Here is a 13,348-nt window from a genome sequence, read left to right as displayed (position 1 = left end):
GGCAATAGGTAAATACTTACTATAAGTAGCTTTTAGCTTTCAAGAATGTCCTAATAGATGTGGCAACTGCTATAACCCAGATTAGAACCCCCTAAACTACCGTTAAAAAGGGGGATTAGGGGGTTCTATTCCCCCTGCTATATTGGCCAGATTATCAAGCCGCCAAGGACGCGAAAGAAAAGCTAGAAACAGAAATTAAAGCATTGAATAGCCAAACAAATCCTACGAGTCAGAGGGATGATGCTTCTTCTCAATAGGATTTTAGAGTTTAATTAATCCGATTGCCAATTGACTCGCTCGGCGTGACCCCAGAATGCCTCTAATTTATAGAAATCTCGTCCTTCAGGTAACAGAATATGGACAATCACATCACCATAATCCATTAACACCCAGTTGCCCTCGCTTTGGCCTTCGACTCTCAGGGGAAGTCGTTCTAATTCTATTTCTACTTGGTCTGAAATGGCTTGAGAAGTTGCCCGCAGTTGAGCTTGGGAAAAGCCGGTTACAATTACAAAATAATCCGCTAAATAGGAGACTTCTGACACACGCAGAACCAGAATATCATCCGCTTTCCGGTCGTCTGCGGCTCGGGCTGCGACTAGGGCAGTTTCCAGACTGGTATACTCATCAACATTGGCGCCAGATATCATTTGCTTAGAAGCATATTGGGTTTGGGAATGATTAACCATTCAGTTTTTTTTCCTCGTGTGAAATCCAGGGTAACAATCAAATTAAGATCTAGTGATTATTTTAATCATTATTTTCGATTTTGGAGGATTCAGTTTTGGGAAAGAACCCAATAGGAGCCAAATAAAATAGGCTATTCGGGGGATAATACCTGTGTAAATAACTGTTCATACCGGTCTAACGCCTGTTCAATGCTATAATGTTTCTCAGCATATTTTCGCCCGTAATTACCCAAGGTTTCTAACTGCTCTGGATTTTTGTGAAGCTCAGTAATCGCCTGGGCTAAACTCTCCGCATCTTCGGGAGGTACCACAATTCCCCCGCCACTTTTAAGAATCACATCTTTTGCCGTTCCCGTATCAGGAACAGAGCCGATAATAGCACAACCACTAGCCAATAAAACCGGAATTTTTGAAGGTAGATTAAAAACCGTTACTCGTCTTTTTTGCACCACTAATCCCACATCCGCCGCCGCTAACATCTCGGGTAATTTTTCCCTGGGTTCGAGGGGAATTAATAAAACATTTTCCGTTTGATATTCCTGACAGACCTTTTCTAACTGTTGTAAAGCCTCGTGTTCTCCAGCAATGACAAAAGAGATTTCAGGAATAGACCGTAATAACTTGGCTGCTTTAATGACCGTTTCTAAACCTTGAGTTAAAGCAATATTCCCAGAATAAAGAACGACAAACTGATCTTGAAGTTGATACTTAATTTTAAAGGAATTATTCGTTTTTGATGAAGGTTTAATAAAATTAGTATCTACCCAATTCGGAATACAAACAATTTTATTTTTTGGGATGCCTAGTTCTACTAATTTATCAACAAAACCATCCGCAATTACACTAATCCGATTTACCTTTTCATAGGTCAACTTTTCCACAAATTTAGCAGTTTTAATCACAATACCATCGGGATTAACCAACTTCACCCGCAAGGCAGCTTCCGAAACAATATCCTGAATATTCAAGATCACCGGACAACAGAGCACCGAGGCATAAATACTCACCGGAATACTCACCAATAAAGGTGGAACCGTAGCAAAAATAATATCAGGTCGCCAACCGTTAAACGCCTGAACCATGCTTGTGACCATAAAACTACTATCCAGCAGCAGACGATCCAATAATCCAGGTTTCGGGCCACGCACCCAAATATAGCTGCGCTGAATCATCACCCCATTTCGTTCTTCTGTCAGATATAACTTATTCCGGTATCCCTCATAAATCCGGCGTTCTGGATAATTGGGCATTCCCGTTACCACCCGCACCTCATGGCCGCGCCTCACCAGACCCTCTGCGAGTTCTGTCATCAGAGGAGCAATACCAATCGGTTCAGGATAATAGTTATAGGAGTAAATCAGTATACGCATACGCTTTAAATCAGTTATCAGTTATCAGTGATTAGTTATCGCTAATTTAGGCAGATTACAATGATTTCGCAAATTTAGTTTTGTTGCTTTTTAAACCGTGTAATCTGTGTAATCCTTTAAATCCGTGATTAAGTTTTGGGTTTGAGTACCAATAGCATCTCTACCTCAACCTTCGAAGGATCGGGAAAACTAGCACTAATTCCCACACCTCGAATCGAATTTAGCATAGTCATTCTATTTGGTTGAAGGGCGATCGCCGGGGATGCTAATAGATATCCCATTGCCCAAGACGTCATTTTTTCAATATCTAAATAGACATAACTATGATGAGAACTCGGTAGGGATTTGCTAATTTCCTGAAACCGTTGGCTTCGATTCAGGGGATCGGTGGGGTTCTGAGTTATCGCTTCCACTACTGGCCCACCAAAGGCAACAAACATCACATTAGGACTTAACCATCCATGTCCAAATAGTGTTCCCTGTTTGGGATCATTCCATTCCGTCACCTCAATTCCAGATAAACTCCGTTGTTCAATATTAATCGGAGGATTGCCCCCGGCAACCAGAGTATTGAGTTTATTTAACATTGTTTCTGCGGCGGGGCGATCGCTAGTTTCAATTAATACCACTCCCCCCAACCCCAAGGAGGCTAATACTCCTTTTTCAGAAGCGATCGCAGCCAGGGCAAACTCCCCGTCCATCCAGCCAAACACCTCCCTATCCGCGTCTAAATTAATCGCTTGCAGTCCCAAACGAATTTGACTAATTATCTTCTTCAAATCCCGGTTATTTTCCCCCAAAGTTAAAAACTCTAACCAAAATTGATGCAGATCATGACTATTTACCAGAGCCAGGGTGTTACTGGGGAAACGATCGATCATTTTCCCAAATTCCGGCAGTTGTTGGGATACTGTGCCATTGGGACGTAACTGAGCCATCGCTTTTAAGCGAATCCCATCCCCCTCTACCCCGACTCCAATGACCATCGATTGAATCGGTTTCACCGAAGATAGGGATTGACCGGATAAACTCAAAACTTCTGGCCAAGTGCTGCTCAAATCCTGTGTTAACCGATCATAATCGGCAATAAACACCGTCACTAGAGGATTAGCAAGATTGGCACTTTTAAAAAATAGGTCGGATTTTCCCGATAAACTGACCAAAGAAGGAGAACCCCTGAAGGTATCGATCGCCCGTTTCACGGTTTCAGGATTAGCCGCGATTACTGCCTGATCGTTAATAACTGCCACGTTATATTGTTTTCCGGTTTTTTCGGTATAACTCGATAGAGTCACCCCTCGATATTGACTCTGTTGAGATTTAACATCCGATGAGGCATTTAATTTTTGGGCAAATTGCCAAGCTTTCCATTTATTTTTAATTCCCACAACCATTAATAATTGGGGGTCTGTTACGGGTTTAATTCCATCAGCAGGAAGTAAAGCCACCATCACCCCGCCGATCCAAGGTTGAATATCCCGGTTAAAATTAATCGTGGCCCCTGCTAAACTCTGTTGTTGAAAAATTTTGATTCCCCGACTCACTAATGCTTGAGCTTCCGGTGTGCCAAAATTTTCTAATTCTGATAGGACGTGAGGCGTTACCGACAGATAAGTTGCCATGATTGCCCTATCCGGCACCAGTTTGCCACTTTCTAAGGGACTATAGGCTTTGTACCGCTCGGTGGTTAAGTAAAGGGCTGCGGCGACACTCCCACATACAGTCAGCGCCGCCACAGCCAAAAGTAGCTTAGATTTTTTTCGGGTCAGCATGATGATTTTTTAGCGGGGGTTGGGATGATCACCCAGGGTTTCGGTTAATTTTCTCCATGTTAGCTTGTTACCCTATCGGGGAAGGGGACGAAGATTTGTTAATCTAAAGACAAAGGTGCGACTATTCAGCCATTACGAGTCATTTCAATGAAAGTAGCAGTTACAGGAGCCACAGGTTTTGTCGGCAGTCGTTTAGTGGAGCGACTCCAACGGTCAGGACATTCGGTATTAGTTCTCACCCGTCATCGGGAACGGGCCAAACGGGTGTTTCCCAGTTCTGTCTATTCCCAGTTAGAAATTGTCGGTTACACTCCCACGATATCCGGTGCTTGGCAACAGGCCATTTCTGGATGTGATGGGGTGGTGAATTTAGCCGGGGCGGGAATTGCCGATGAAAGATGGACACCGCAACGCAAACAGGAAATTTTAGAAAGTCGGGCTACGGCTACCCAGAAATTAGTTGAAGCGATCGCACAAGCTAATTCTAAACCTAGTGTCCTGGTTAGTGCTTCAGCGATCGGCTATTACGGAACCAGCGAAACCGCCCTCTTTGACGAACATAGCCCCTCTGGACAGGACTTTCTAGCTAATGTCTGTCTAGCTTGGGAAACCGCAGCCCAACAGGTTAAGGAAACAGGAACTCGTTTAGTAATTTTAAGATTGGGGATTGTTTTAGCCATGGGGGGAGCTTTGGGAAAAATGCTCACTCCCTTTAAACTATTTGCCGGGGGGCCATTAGGTTCGGGGGAACAATGGTTTTCTTGGATTCATCGAGAGGATTTAGTTAATTTAATCCTATTAAGTTTAACCAATTCCCAAATTGAAGGGGTGCTTAATGCTACCGCCCCTAACCCGGTTAGAATGGGGCAGTTATGTCATGCTTTAGGGGAAGTTCTCCATCGTCCCTCCTGGCTTCCGGTTCCTGATTTTGCCCTGGAAATGTTATTAGGGGATGCGGCCCAAGTTATCCTCCAAGGTCAACAAGTCCTACCCAAACGTACCCTATCCTACAATTTTAATTATCAATATCCCACCGTTAAACCTGCCCTAGAAGATATTTTATCTTCCTCCTAAATTGGGTATTTTTTAAACACGGATTTAAGAGGATTACGCAGATTAACACAGATTAAAATCCGTGAAATCCTCTTAAATCCGTGATCCCCATTCCCCATTAATAATGAATCATTTTAATCAAGCTCGTTCTAGTTTAAAACAAACTTTATCCCGTTATCACCATTTACAACGGGGGCGCAGGAGTTCCCATCCTGAATTACAAGCGACATTACAAAAACAGTTAGAAATTCTATCAACTAATTTAGAAAAGCTCGAACAAGGAATTATTAGAATTGCGGTTTTTGGTTTAGTTAGTCGGGGAAAATCGGCGGTTTTAAATGCTTTATTAGGGGAAAAAATTCTCCAAACCGGGCCGTTAAATGGGGTAACTCAATGGCCCCGTTCTATTCGTTGGAGTGTGCCTTTATCTCAGATTGAAGAACCGAATCGAATTGATAATATTGACGAATCAAATCCGATTCAAGTGGAGTTAATTGATACCCCTGGATTAGATGAAGTCGCCGGACAGGTACGGGGGGATATGGCTCATGAAGTCACTCGTCAAGCGGATTTAATTTTATTTGTGGTAGCGGGGGATTTAACCAGAACCGAATATGAGGCTTTATTAGAACTACAAAATGCCCATAAACCATTAATTATTGTTTTTAATAAAATTGATTTATATACGGAAATAGAACGGGAAAAAATATATCAAAATTTACAAAAACTCGCTCAAACTCAAGATGTTTCTACTGTTGAATCTTCCAATAACTCCCAACCATTTGAGATTGTCAAAGTATCCGCAGAACCCGCACCCATTCAGTTAAGAATTGAATGGCCGGATGGTCGAATAACTTATGAATGGGAAGCTCCCGCATCTCAAATTGATGAATTAAAACAGATTATTTTAAAGCTATTAAATCGAGAAGGACGCTCACTTTTAGCGTTAAATGCTTTAGTTCAAGGGAGAGAAGCAGAAAGAATTATTGCTCGTCAAAGTATTCAATTGCAAGCGGCGGAAGCCGAGGAATTAATCTGGAAATTTACTCGCTATAAGGCCCTAGCGGTAGCCCTAAATCCGATTGCGATTTTAGATGTATTGGGTGCAACCATTAGCGATTTAATTTTAATTCGGTCTTTGGCGCGTTTATATGGTTTACCCATGACCAGTTATCAAGCGGGGAAATTATGGAAAAAAATTCTATTAAGTTCGGGAGGATTACTATTAGCTGAAATGGGTAGTGGTTGGATATTAGGATTTGGTAAAAGTGCCGCCGGGTTAGCGACAGATATCGCTAATTATGCCGGAATTGCTATTACTCAAGCCTCGATTTCTGCCTATTTTACCTATACTGTGGGTCAGGCGGCACAAGTCTATTTAGAAAAAGGCTGTAGTTGGGGTGAACAGGGGATTGATACCGCTATTCAAGAGATTTTGAATCAAGTTAACCGAGATAGTTTTATCCTGCGATTAAAGTCGGAAATTGATCAAACTTCCTAATTTAATTTTTTGGCGGTAGATTTAGAAGAATTTGGATCTTTTGTCGGAAAGGTCATAAAATTACCAAATCCCCCTAATGTTTGATATTTATATCCGGCAACTTCGGTGGTATAAACACTAAATAAAATCGCATTTTGTCGGGTTGTGGATTTATCTACCGTGTCTTTAATTAAGTTGCGTTGGGTGGTTACTAAGCTATTACAAGTATTTACTAATGCACTAGAAAATCCTTTTAAAAATTCCGGGACTTGGGATTCTTTACAAATGGATTTTTTAATTTCGGCGGATAATTGATCAGAAGCATAATTAATATATTCTTCTCGTTGGGGATTGGTAAACGCCATGGTTCCAGCTAAAATAGTCAGTAGGATAGCACCTTTTCCCAGATAACCCGAAGATGATTGAGATGGAACGTAATCAAGTCTCGCCATGGCATTTCCTAAAAATAACAGACTATCTTGATTATATCTTTCCAGGGTTCCTCTGTCGCTTCAGGATTTCGCTAGAAGCAGAAAAACCAGGTTTTGGAGTAACCGCCTGGAATTGCGACTCTAAAGTCACAAAATAGAGTTCCACATCCAAACTCGGATACCGCTCACGAATTGCTGTATAAGCTTGGTTTAAATAATTAACATGGGCTTGATATTCCCGTTCGGGATTTTCATGTAGGTTAGGGTCAATTAAACTAGCATAGGCTCCACAATCTTGATGATCTAAAATGATCACTTTTTCAATAGCATGGAGTTTATAGGATAACTCTAATTGATCCCAAAAAACCGTTGATTCTGCTTGATGGGGAAAACCAGAAATTGCTAAGGAAGCTCCGGCTAGGGCTGTCCAGTCATATTGTTGGGGTAAAATATTAGACAGAAATTGCTGTTCCGCGCTCATAAACCGAAAATCAATACAACTTAAGACTAAAGCCTTAGCGTGATGATTTGCAGACAGAGCGGGTTTAGCAAATTCCAACAGAGGAATAGAAACAATAGTTGTTAAAAGCGATCGCATAAACCAACGACGACTTAACAAATGGGAACAATTTCCCTGACAGCCACATCCCTGAATTCCCTGAAAATTATGGTTCATGTTTGAAATTCCAACTCTTTTTCTTTAATAGGTTCTTGCAAGGAGCGAATGGCTGCATCAGTGGTTTCAAAACAGTTATTTTGACCAATTTTTTCCAACAGACCACTCCGTTCTAAACGTTGCTGAACTTGAGGTTGTAGACCACTTAAAATCAAACGACAACCCCGACGTTTGAGGTCTTGATAGATGTCTTCAAGAGCCACTAACGCTGTGGTATCAATATTAGGAACAAACCGCAGTCGTAAAATTAAATACTTGACTTGAGGTTCTTCCCTTAAGAAGGTAGCAAATCGTTCCGCCGCCCCAAAAAACAGGGGGCCATCAACCCGATACACGGCAATTTCTTTAGTCAATTCCAGAGGAATTCCAGGAGGAAAAGCTTCTTCTTGAGGAACTTTAGCCATTTCCAGTTCACTCATTCGTTTGATAAATAAAACACTTGCTGCAATCAAACCCACTTCCACCGCCAGAATTAAATCAAAACCAATTGTAATCCCCCAAGTCAGTAACATCACCCCAAAATCAGCGTAATCTGCCCTCAACAGTAAGCCAATGGTTTCCCATTCAATCATTCTGACACTGGTGACCATCAGAATTCCCGCTAAGGCAGCTAAGGGAATTTGAGCGGCTAGAGGCGCGAATATAACTACAATTAGGGCCAGAGCCACACCGTGAATCACCCCCGAAAGACGGGTTTTCCCGCCAGAGCGGACGTTAACAGCAGTGCGGGCGATGGCTCCCGTCGCTGGAATCCCCCCAAAAAAGGGAACAATTATATTAGCTAATCCTTGACCAATCAGTTCTCGGTTGCTATTGTGTTTATCGCTAACGGTCATCCCATCAGCGACCACCGCCGACAGCAAGGATTCAATACTCCCTAAAGCTGCTAATGCTAAGGCGGGATTAATTAATTCTCGGAGTAAACCCCAATCTTGCCAATGGGGAATACCATGGGGAAGGGGTAAAGATTGGGGAATTTCGCCAATCATTTGAATATTCAGGTGAAAATAGGCCGTTAGTCCGGTTGCTAAAATTAACCCTACCAAAGAACCGGGAATTAGACGGGTGATTTTGACCCAAAATAGTTTGGTGACAATCACAACGCTGGCGATACTAACCGTTGCCCAATTAATATTTTCTAAATGGCTAAAAGTTTCTAATAATCCAGGAAAAAAGTGTTCACTTCGAGGTAAATCTAGGCCGAAAAAATTATTCAGTTGGCTACAAAAAATAATCACCGCAATCCCATTTGTAAAGCCACTGGTGACCGGATAGGGAATAAATTTCACCATTTGGCCTAATTTAGTCACTCCCAGAGCCACCTGAATGATTCCGGCCATGACCCCGGCTATCCAAACTTTCTCAATCCCGTATTTACTGACAATTCCAATCAGAATTACGGCCATGGCTCCGGTGGGCCCGGTAATTTGTACCTGTGACCCCCCACAGATAGCCGCGACAATCCCGGCGATAATGGCGGTATACAGTCCGGCTTGGGGTTCGACTCCACTGGCTACCGCAAAGGCTAAGGCTAGGGGTAAGGCTACAATGGCGGCGGTAATTCCCCCGGTTAAATCACCTCGCCAAGAGCCAAAAATCCCACCTAAGCCCAGGTTTTGTTTGATTACTTCTTCTGTCATAGCAGTGATTTTATGTATTTAATATTGTTAGGATGATCGATTTTCTGAGTTCGGATCTTCGAGATTTTCTAAAGCATCACGCACTTCTACGAGATGGTTATTAAAAACTTCTAGGGCGGCATCGAGAACTTTGAAAATTGCTGGGTCACGGATGCAGTAAAAGATGTAGTTTCCCTGTCGTCGGGCTTTCACCAAGTTATGGCGACGTAGAATCGATAACTGCTGAGAGACTGAAGATGCCTCAACTTCAATCCATTGGGCGATATAGTTAACGCTCTTTTCCCCCAAGCGCAAGGCGTCTAAAATCTGGATACGCACCGGGTTAGACAGGACTTTGAAGAAATCGGCTTTGAAGTAGCTGGGCTGGAATGTCATTTCATTAGGTTTCTATCTGAGTATCTTCAAATATATTCAGATAGTTTAGCATTCTTCGGCAGTTATTAGTGCATATTGGTAAAGCTGCTTGCTAATTCTTGTGCCATTTTCAATAAGCTGATCAAGAATCTGTTTAACAGATGTGATCAATCCCCGTTGTTTTGCTAACAAGAGAACACCAACCATACCAATAATTTTTATATTCATTAATAGAGCCAATTGTCTTGCAGAACGTTCATCAATGAGGAGTAAATCAGCATTCAATTCCTGAGCTAAGACAATTGCTGCACATTCTCCTAAATCCAAATCATATTCTAATTGAAACTGATTAACTTGTTGAGGATTTTTAACCCTAATAATTTCTAACCAATTGGCTTCTTGAACAAGCTCGGTTGCGGGATGAAAGCCTGTGTTTATTTCATTGTAGACTTCTTGAGGAATAATTACCTGACCAAAAACATCTCTTAGTAAATTCATCTGTCCGACCTTAGCTAATTCACTAAAAGCCGTTGTATCAGAAATAATAATCACTTGTTATATTGTTTCAAAATTGTGTTTGCCTGTTCTACTTCTTGTTGAAATTCTTCTAAACTCATACTATCATCTAAAATAGACAATCCATATTGACTCATTAAATTAATCAGCGCTAAACGAGAAATTCCTAACAATTTTTCTGCTCGACTATTGCTAATAATTTGATGCTCTAATAAAGTCATAATATAGGCTGTTTTAGCTTTTAATTCTGCTTGTTGATGAATTTCTGTAGAAGGAGGAGAAATATCTAGGGTAAATTGGACTTTGGTTGGGAGTTGTTGAGTTTCCATAAAACTTAACCAATGTTAATTAATTGATTGAATATCTCAGCAATGGAAATCGCTTATCTTCAGATAGTTTAACACACAAAAAACTTGTTGTTGGGCTTCAGCCCCTCTTAAGATGGGCTGAAGCCCAACAACGGGGGGGTTTTTGGGGTTGATAATCTTAAACTACTGTTTTCCGCAAAAATAATATTAGGGCTTCACTAATTTCTTTTGGCCAATGTTCTTGGGGATAATGTCCGGCTTTTTCTAAGGTGACAATTTCAATATCAGAAATCCCTTTGGCAAAGGTTTCTACGTCGGCAAAATTTAACCAAGGATCAATTAATCCCCAAATAATTTGAGTTGGGCGATCCCAATTTTTAAAGCCAGATTCTATTTCAATCATAGCATCTTTTAAACGTAAGTTTTTTAAGGTTGCTAAGAGCGATCGCCCGGCGGCAGAGGCTTTTAAAAACGGACTCCGATAAACTTCTAAAACCTTATCCTCAATCACATATTTACTGCCACCTTCTAAAGTTCTATCTACTAATAAAGGATCTTGAGTAATCATATCTCCCACAAAAGGTAAGGCCATTTGTTGTAATTTCCAGGGGAGTTTAGCCGAGGTAGAAATCGGGGTGTTCAGGATAATTAATTTTTCAATTTGTTCAGGATGACGGAGGGCATATTGTAATCCGACCGAACCTAAAAACCCTTGAACAACTAAATAAAATTTTTCTATTTTTAATTGTTCTAAAAATTCTCCTAACCCTTGAATAAAGGCATCGGGAGTATAGTCAAAATCCCGTTTATCTGGTTTTCCTGAATATCCAGAACCGATCCAGTCCGGTGCGATCGCCCGATATCCCTGTTTTTCTAATTCATCTAAAATCACCAACCAACTATAACTCTGAGAAACTAATCCATGCAAAAATACCACGGGAATTTTATCATTAGTTTCGGGATTTGTTTCCCGATAAAACCAATCTAAAGATCCGACTTTAATCTCGTTTTTAGTAATTGACATAATATTTTCAAGCCTAATTTAACCACAAAGATACAAAGACACAAAGAAGAATAAAAACAGTTGTAGAGACGCTAAATTTAACGTCTCTACAAAGGTTGAAAGCATCAAAATGATTCAAAAGTTAGAAATTCATTTCAGCCGCTTGCACTTTCTCAATTTGTTTCTTCTTCATCACCAGCATCACTTGAGCTAACATCACCAAAGCGATAAAGGCAATTAAGCCAGTAACACGAGTAGAACTTTGCAGAACAATTTCGGTATCATGTTGACCAAAACCGCCCACGTTGGGGTTATTGGTTAACAGATCACCGACTGCAACGGTTTGACCTTCAGAAACAATCACAGAAGGGCCAAGGGGAATTTCATCGACAACGGTTTGACCGTCAGCCTTTTGAATGGTCACTTGAGAACCCGATTCTGCGTCCGTTGTTACCTGGGTAACGGTTCCAGCAGCAGAGGCTTTATAAACGGTATTATTGCTAGAGTTTCCGGCCGGATAGACTTGACCGCGACCTCGGTTTCCACCGACATGAATAGCAAATTTACCATAGTGAACGGATTTATCCGTTTCGGGGTTAGGAGACAACACTGGGAAGATAATTTCTTGATGTTCTTCTCCAGGTAATGGCCCAACAATCACCACATTTTCTTGATCTTCCCGATAGGGTTGGAAGTACAAATCACCAATTTCTTCCTTCCATTCTTCAGGAATCCGATCTTCAGGAGCAATTTTAAAGCCTTCGGGCAGCATTAACACCGCACCGACGTTTAAACCACCTTTGCTACCATCAGCCGTGACCTGCTGAATGTTGGTATCGTAGGGGATTTTAACAACCGCTTTAAAAACAGTATCCGGTAAAACCGAATGGGGAACTTCAATTTCTGTAGATTTTGCGGCTAAGTGACAGTTGGCACAAACAATCCGTCCTGTGGCTTCCCGGGGAGTTAGGGGAGCGGTTTCTTGCGCCCAAAATGGATAGGCCGCCGCTGACTGGGGTAGGGCAAAATCACTGGTTAGGAAGAAAGCAACCGTTGCTACGGCAACCCAAAGGATTTTCCAAGCCCGCAAACGAGGCATTTTTACTAATTGATCAATTGGTTGCATTACTAATGTTCTATTTCTGGTTAAAGTCAACAGAATCAATGATCACAGAGTTTAGATTTCAGGTATTTATCTAAAATCTAAAATCCTAGAATTTAAAATTTATTAAGACCACCAGGGATTTTCACCCGTGCGGAAATCGGTTTCTGTCCAGGTTGTAAAGCTCAATTTGTCATCCGTAACCGTGGCGTGAACCAGGGGTAAGGATAACGGTGCTGGCCCGCGAACAACTTTGCCTTCGGCGTTATATTGAGAGCCGTGACAGGGACACATAAATTTGTTTTCGCTGGCATTCCAGGGGACAACGCACCCTAAGTGGGTACAAACCGCATTGATTCCATATTCGGCTAAGGTGGAATCGGATTCAATCACCATATAGGTGGGGTCGCCTTTTAATCCTTGGGCTAAAACCCGGTCGCCGGGTTTATGGCTGGATAAAAATTCACTGACGATAACATCGTTACCCAGAGCATCTTTAGCCGTGACGCCACCACCAGCCGCACCGCTAGAAGGAGGCAGAAAATATTTGATCACCGGATACAGCGCCCCGACAGCAACGCCTGTAACTGTACCGAAGGTCAGTAAGTTCATGAATTGACGACGCCCCATACTGGGAGCATCGGAGGTTACTGAAATTTGAGTCATAACTGACGCAGCTTGTCTGTGTGATTGTTACTTATATACTGGGCAAAGAAGCCGTTAATCTACTGAATTTAGTTGAACATCTGACTCACTCGATTGAATGACGGCAAGCCCGATCTTCCTTCAATAAGCATTATCACATTATTTGCGCCCATGTTTATTGGGTGTCTTCCTTTGTTTCAGTCCCGCAAGCGGGATTATTATAATTGAAAGTCAGAATGGGCCGGAGGCTCTATTTCATTTGGGACGCGTTTCCGTCCCGCAAGCGGGATTAAATTAGTCTCAATTCAT

At 41.8% G+C, this 13,348-nt stretch carries 14 protein-coding genes; 2 read left to right on the top strand and 12 right to left on the bottom strand.

Annotation, left to right across the window (positions count from 1 at the left end; translation table 11 throughout):
- Positions 1-272: 272 nt before the first annotated feature.
- From rsfS to PL11201_RS14170, 3 genes are all read right to left on the bottom strand, one after another.
- Complete coding sequence (rsfS, locus tag PL11201_RS14180) at positions 273-689, bottom strand: ribosome silencing factor (RefSeq protein WP_079679552.1); 417 nt, start codon at positions 687-689, stop codon at positions 273-275.
- A gap of 131 nt (positions 690-820) precedes the next feature.
- Entirely contained in the window at positions 821-2,059 is a 1,239-nt protein-coding gene (locus tag PL11201_RS14175) for a glycosyltransferase family 4 protein (protein WP_079679551.1), read from the bottom strand.
- Between the two features lie 128 nt (positions 2,060-2,187).
- Positions 2,188-3,831 carry a DUF3352 domain-containing protein gene (locus PL11201_RS14170; RefSeq protein WP_079679550.1) on the bottom strand — a complete coding sequence of 548 codons (1,644 nt, stop codon included), beginning with the start codon at positions 3,829-3,831 and terminating at the stop codon, positions 2,188-2,190.
- Positions 3,832-3,978: 147 nt separating this feature from the next.
- On the opposite strand from PL11201_RS14170, the gene PL11201_RS14165 reads away from it, so the two are divergent.
- Both PL11201_RS14165 and PL11201_RS14160 read left to right on the top strand, forming a co-directional pair.
- The gene (locus tag PL11201_RS14165; protein ID WP_079679549.1) at positions 3,979-4,905 is read left to right on the top strand and encodes a thylakoid membrane protein ThyD; all 927 of its coding nucleotides are present in this window, start codon (positions 3,979-3,981) and stop codon (positions 4,903-4,905) included.
- 103 nt (positions 4,906-5,008) lie between these two features.
- Complete coding sequence (locus PL11201_RS14160; RefSeq protein WP_079679548.1) at positions 5,009-6,385, top strand: GTP-binding protein; 1,377 nt, start codon at positions 5,009-5,011, stop codon at positions 6,383-6,385.
- On the opposite strand, the gene PL11201_RS14155 is transcribed toward PL11201_RS14160, so the two are convergent.
- The 9 genes from PL11201_RS14155 to petC all read right to left on the bottom strand — a co-directional run bounded on the left by PL11201_RS14155 (position 6,382) and on the right by petC (position 13,060).
- On the bottom strand, positions 6,382-6,816 hold the full coding sequence (locus PL11201_RS14155) for a DUF4359 domain-containing protein (protein WP_079679547.1): 435 nt from the start codon (positions 6,814-6,816) through the stop codon (positions 6,382-6,384). The genes PL11201_RS14160 and PL11201_RS14155 overlap by 4 nt on opposite strands.
- Before the next feature lie 31 nt (positions 6,817-6,847).
- Positions 6,848-7,471, bottom strand: a complete 624-nt coding sequence (locus PL11201_RS14150; RefSeq protein ID WP_079679546.1) for a carbonic anhydrase — start codon at positions 7,469-7,471, stop codon at positions 6,848-6,850.
- Positions 7,468-9,111, bottom strand: a complete 1,644-nt coding sequence (locus PL11201_RS14145; protein ID WP_079679545.1) for a SulP family inorganic anion transporter — start codon at positions 9,109-9,111, stop codon at positions 7,468-7,470. The genes PL11201_RS14150 and PL11201_RS14145 overlap by 4 nt, the downstream gene beginning before the upstream one ends.
- Before the next feature lie 27 nt (positions 9,112-9,138).
- Complete coding sequence (locus PL11201_RS14140; RefSeq protein ID WP_079679544.1) at positions 9,139-9,486, bottom strand: ArsR/SmtB family transcription factor; 348 nt, start codon at positions 9,484-9,486, stop codon at positions 9,139-9,141.
- A gap of 45 nt (positions 9,487-9,531) precedes the next feature.
- Entirely contained in the window at positions 9,532-10,017 is a 486-nt protein-coding gene (locus tag PL11201_RS14135; RefSeq protein ID WP_079679543.1) for a PIN domain-containing protein, read from the bottom strand.
- Positions 10,014-10,310, bottom strand: a complete 297-nt coding sequence (locus PL11201_RS14130; RefSeq protein WP_079679542.1) for a UPF0175 family protein — start codon at positions 10,308-10,310, stop codon at positions 10,014-10,016. Before PL11201_RS14130 ends, PL11201_RS14135 begins: the two co-directional genes overlap by 4 nt.
- A 157-nt stretch (positions 10,311-10,467) precedes the next feature.
- A complete protein-coding gene (locus tag PL11201_RS14125; RefSeq protein ID WP_079679541.1) occupies positions 10,468-11,313 on the bottom strand; it encodes an alpha/beta fold hydrolase in 846 nt (281 codons plus the stop codon).
- Between the two features lie 121 nt (positions 11,314-11,434).
- Positions 11,435-12,391 (bottom strand): cytochrome f, encoded by a 957-nt coding sequence (petA, locus tag PL11201_RS14120; protein WP_369821843.1) that lies wholly within the window; start codon positions 12,389-12,391, stop codon positions 11,435-11,437.
- A gap of 129 nt (positions 12,392-12,520) precedes the next feature.
- Positions 12,521-13,060: a cytochrome b6-f complex iron-sulfur subunit gene (petC, locus tag PL11201_RS14115; protein WP_079679539.1), complete on the bottom strand. Its 540-nt coding sequence runs from the start codon at positions 13,058-13,060 to the stop codon at positions 12,521-12,523.
- Positions 13,061-13,348: the final 288 nt, after the last annotated feature.

Origin of the sequence: Planktothrix sp. PCC 11201 (genome assembly GCF_900009135.1) — a bacterium.
Lineage (GTDB): Bacteria > Cyanobacteriota > Cyanobacteriia > Cyanobacteriales > Microcoleaceae > Planktothrix.
This window is presented reverse-complemented; position numbering and strand designations above follow the sequence as displayed.

What these genes read in the sequence shown, in the direction of transcription:
- petA (WP_369821843.1), bottom strand. Translation starts at nt 12,391, where the DNA reads ATGCCTCGTTTGCGGGCTTGGAAAATCCTTTGGGTTGCCGTAGCAACG.
- PL11201_RS14130 (WP_079679542.1), bottom strand. Translation starts at nt 10,310, where the DNA reads ATGGAAACTCAACAACTCCCAACCAAAGTCCAATTTACCCTAGATATT.
- PL11201_RS14165 (WP_079679549.1), top strand. Translation starts at nt 3,979, where the DNA reads ATGAAAGTAGCAGTTACAGGAGCCACAGGTTTTGTCGGCAGTCGTTTA.
- PL11201_RS14175 (WP_079679551.1), bottom strand. Translation starts at nt 2,059, where the DNA reads ATGCGTATACTGATTTACTCCTATAACTATTATCCTGAACCGATTGGT.
- PL11201_RS14125 (WP_079679541.1), bottom strand. Translation starts at nt 11,313, where the DNA reads ATGTCAATTACTAAAAACGAGATTAAAGTCGGATCTTTAGATTGGTTT.
- PL11201_RS14155 (WP_079679547.1), bottom strand. Translation starts at nt 6,816, where the DNA reads ATGGCGAGACTTGATTACGTTCCATCTCAATCATCTTCGGGTTATCTG.
- PL11201_RS14170 (WP_079679550.1), bottom strand. Translation starts at nt 3,831, where the DNA reads ATGCTGACCCGAAAAAAATCTAAGCTACTTTTGGCTGTGGCGGCGCTG.
- PL11201_RS14150 (WP_079679546.1), bottom strand. Translation starts at nt 7,471, where the DNA reads ATGAACCATAATTTTCAGGGAATTCAGGGATGTGGCTGTCAGGGAAAT.
- PL11201_RS14140 (WP_079679544.1), bottom strand. Translation starts at nt 9,486, where the DNA reads ATGACATTCCAGCCCAGCTACTTCAAAGCCGATTTCTTCAAAGTCCTG.
- PL11201_RS14160 (WP_079679548.1), top strand. Translation starts at nt 5,009, where the DNA reads ATGAATCATTTTAATCAAGCTCGTTCTAGTTTAAAACAAACTTTATCC.
- PL11201_RS14145 (WP_079679545.1), bottom strand. Translation starts at nt 9,111, where the DNA reads ATGACAGAAGAAGTAATCAAACAAAACCTGGGCTTAGGTGGGATTTTT.
- petC (WP_079679539.1), bottom strand. Translation starts at nt 13,060, where the DNA reads ATGACTCAAATTTCAGTAACCTCCGATGCTCCCAGTATGGGGCGTCGT.
- rsfS (WP_079679552.1), bottom strand. Translation starts at nt 689, where the DNA reads ATGGTTAATCATTCCCAAACCCAATATGCTTCTAAGCAAATGATATCT.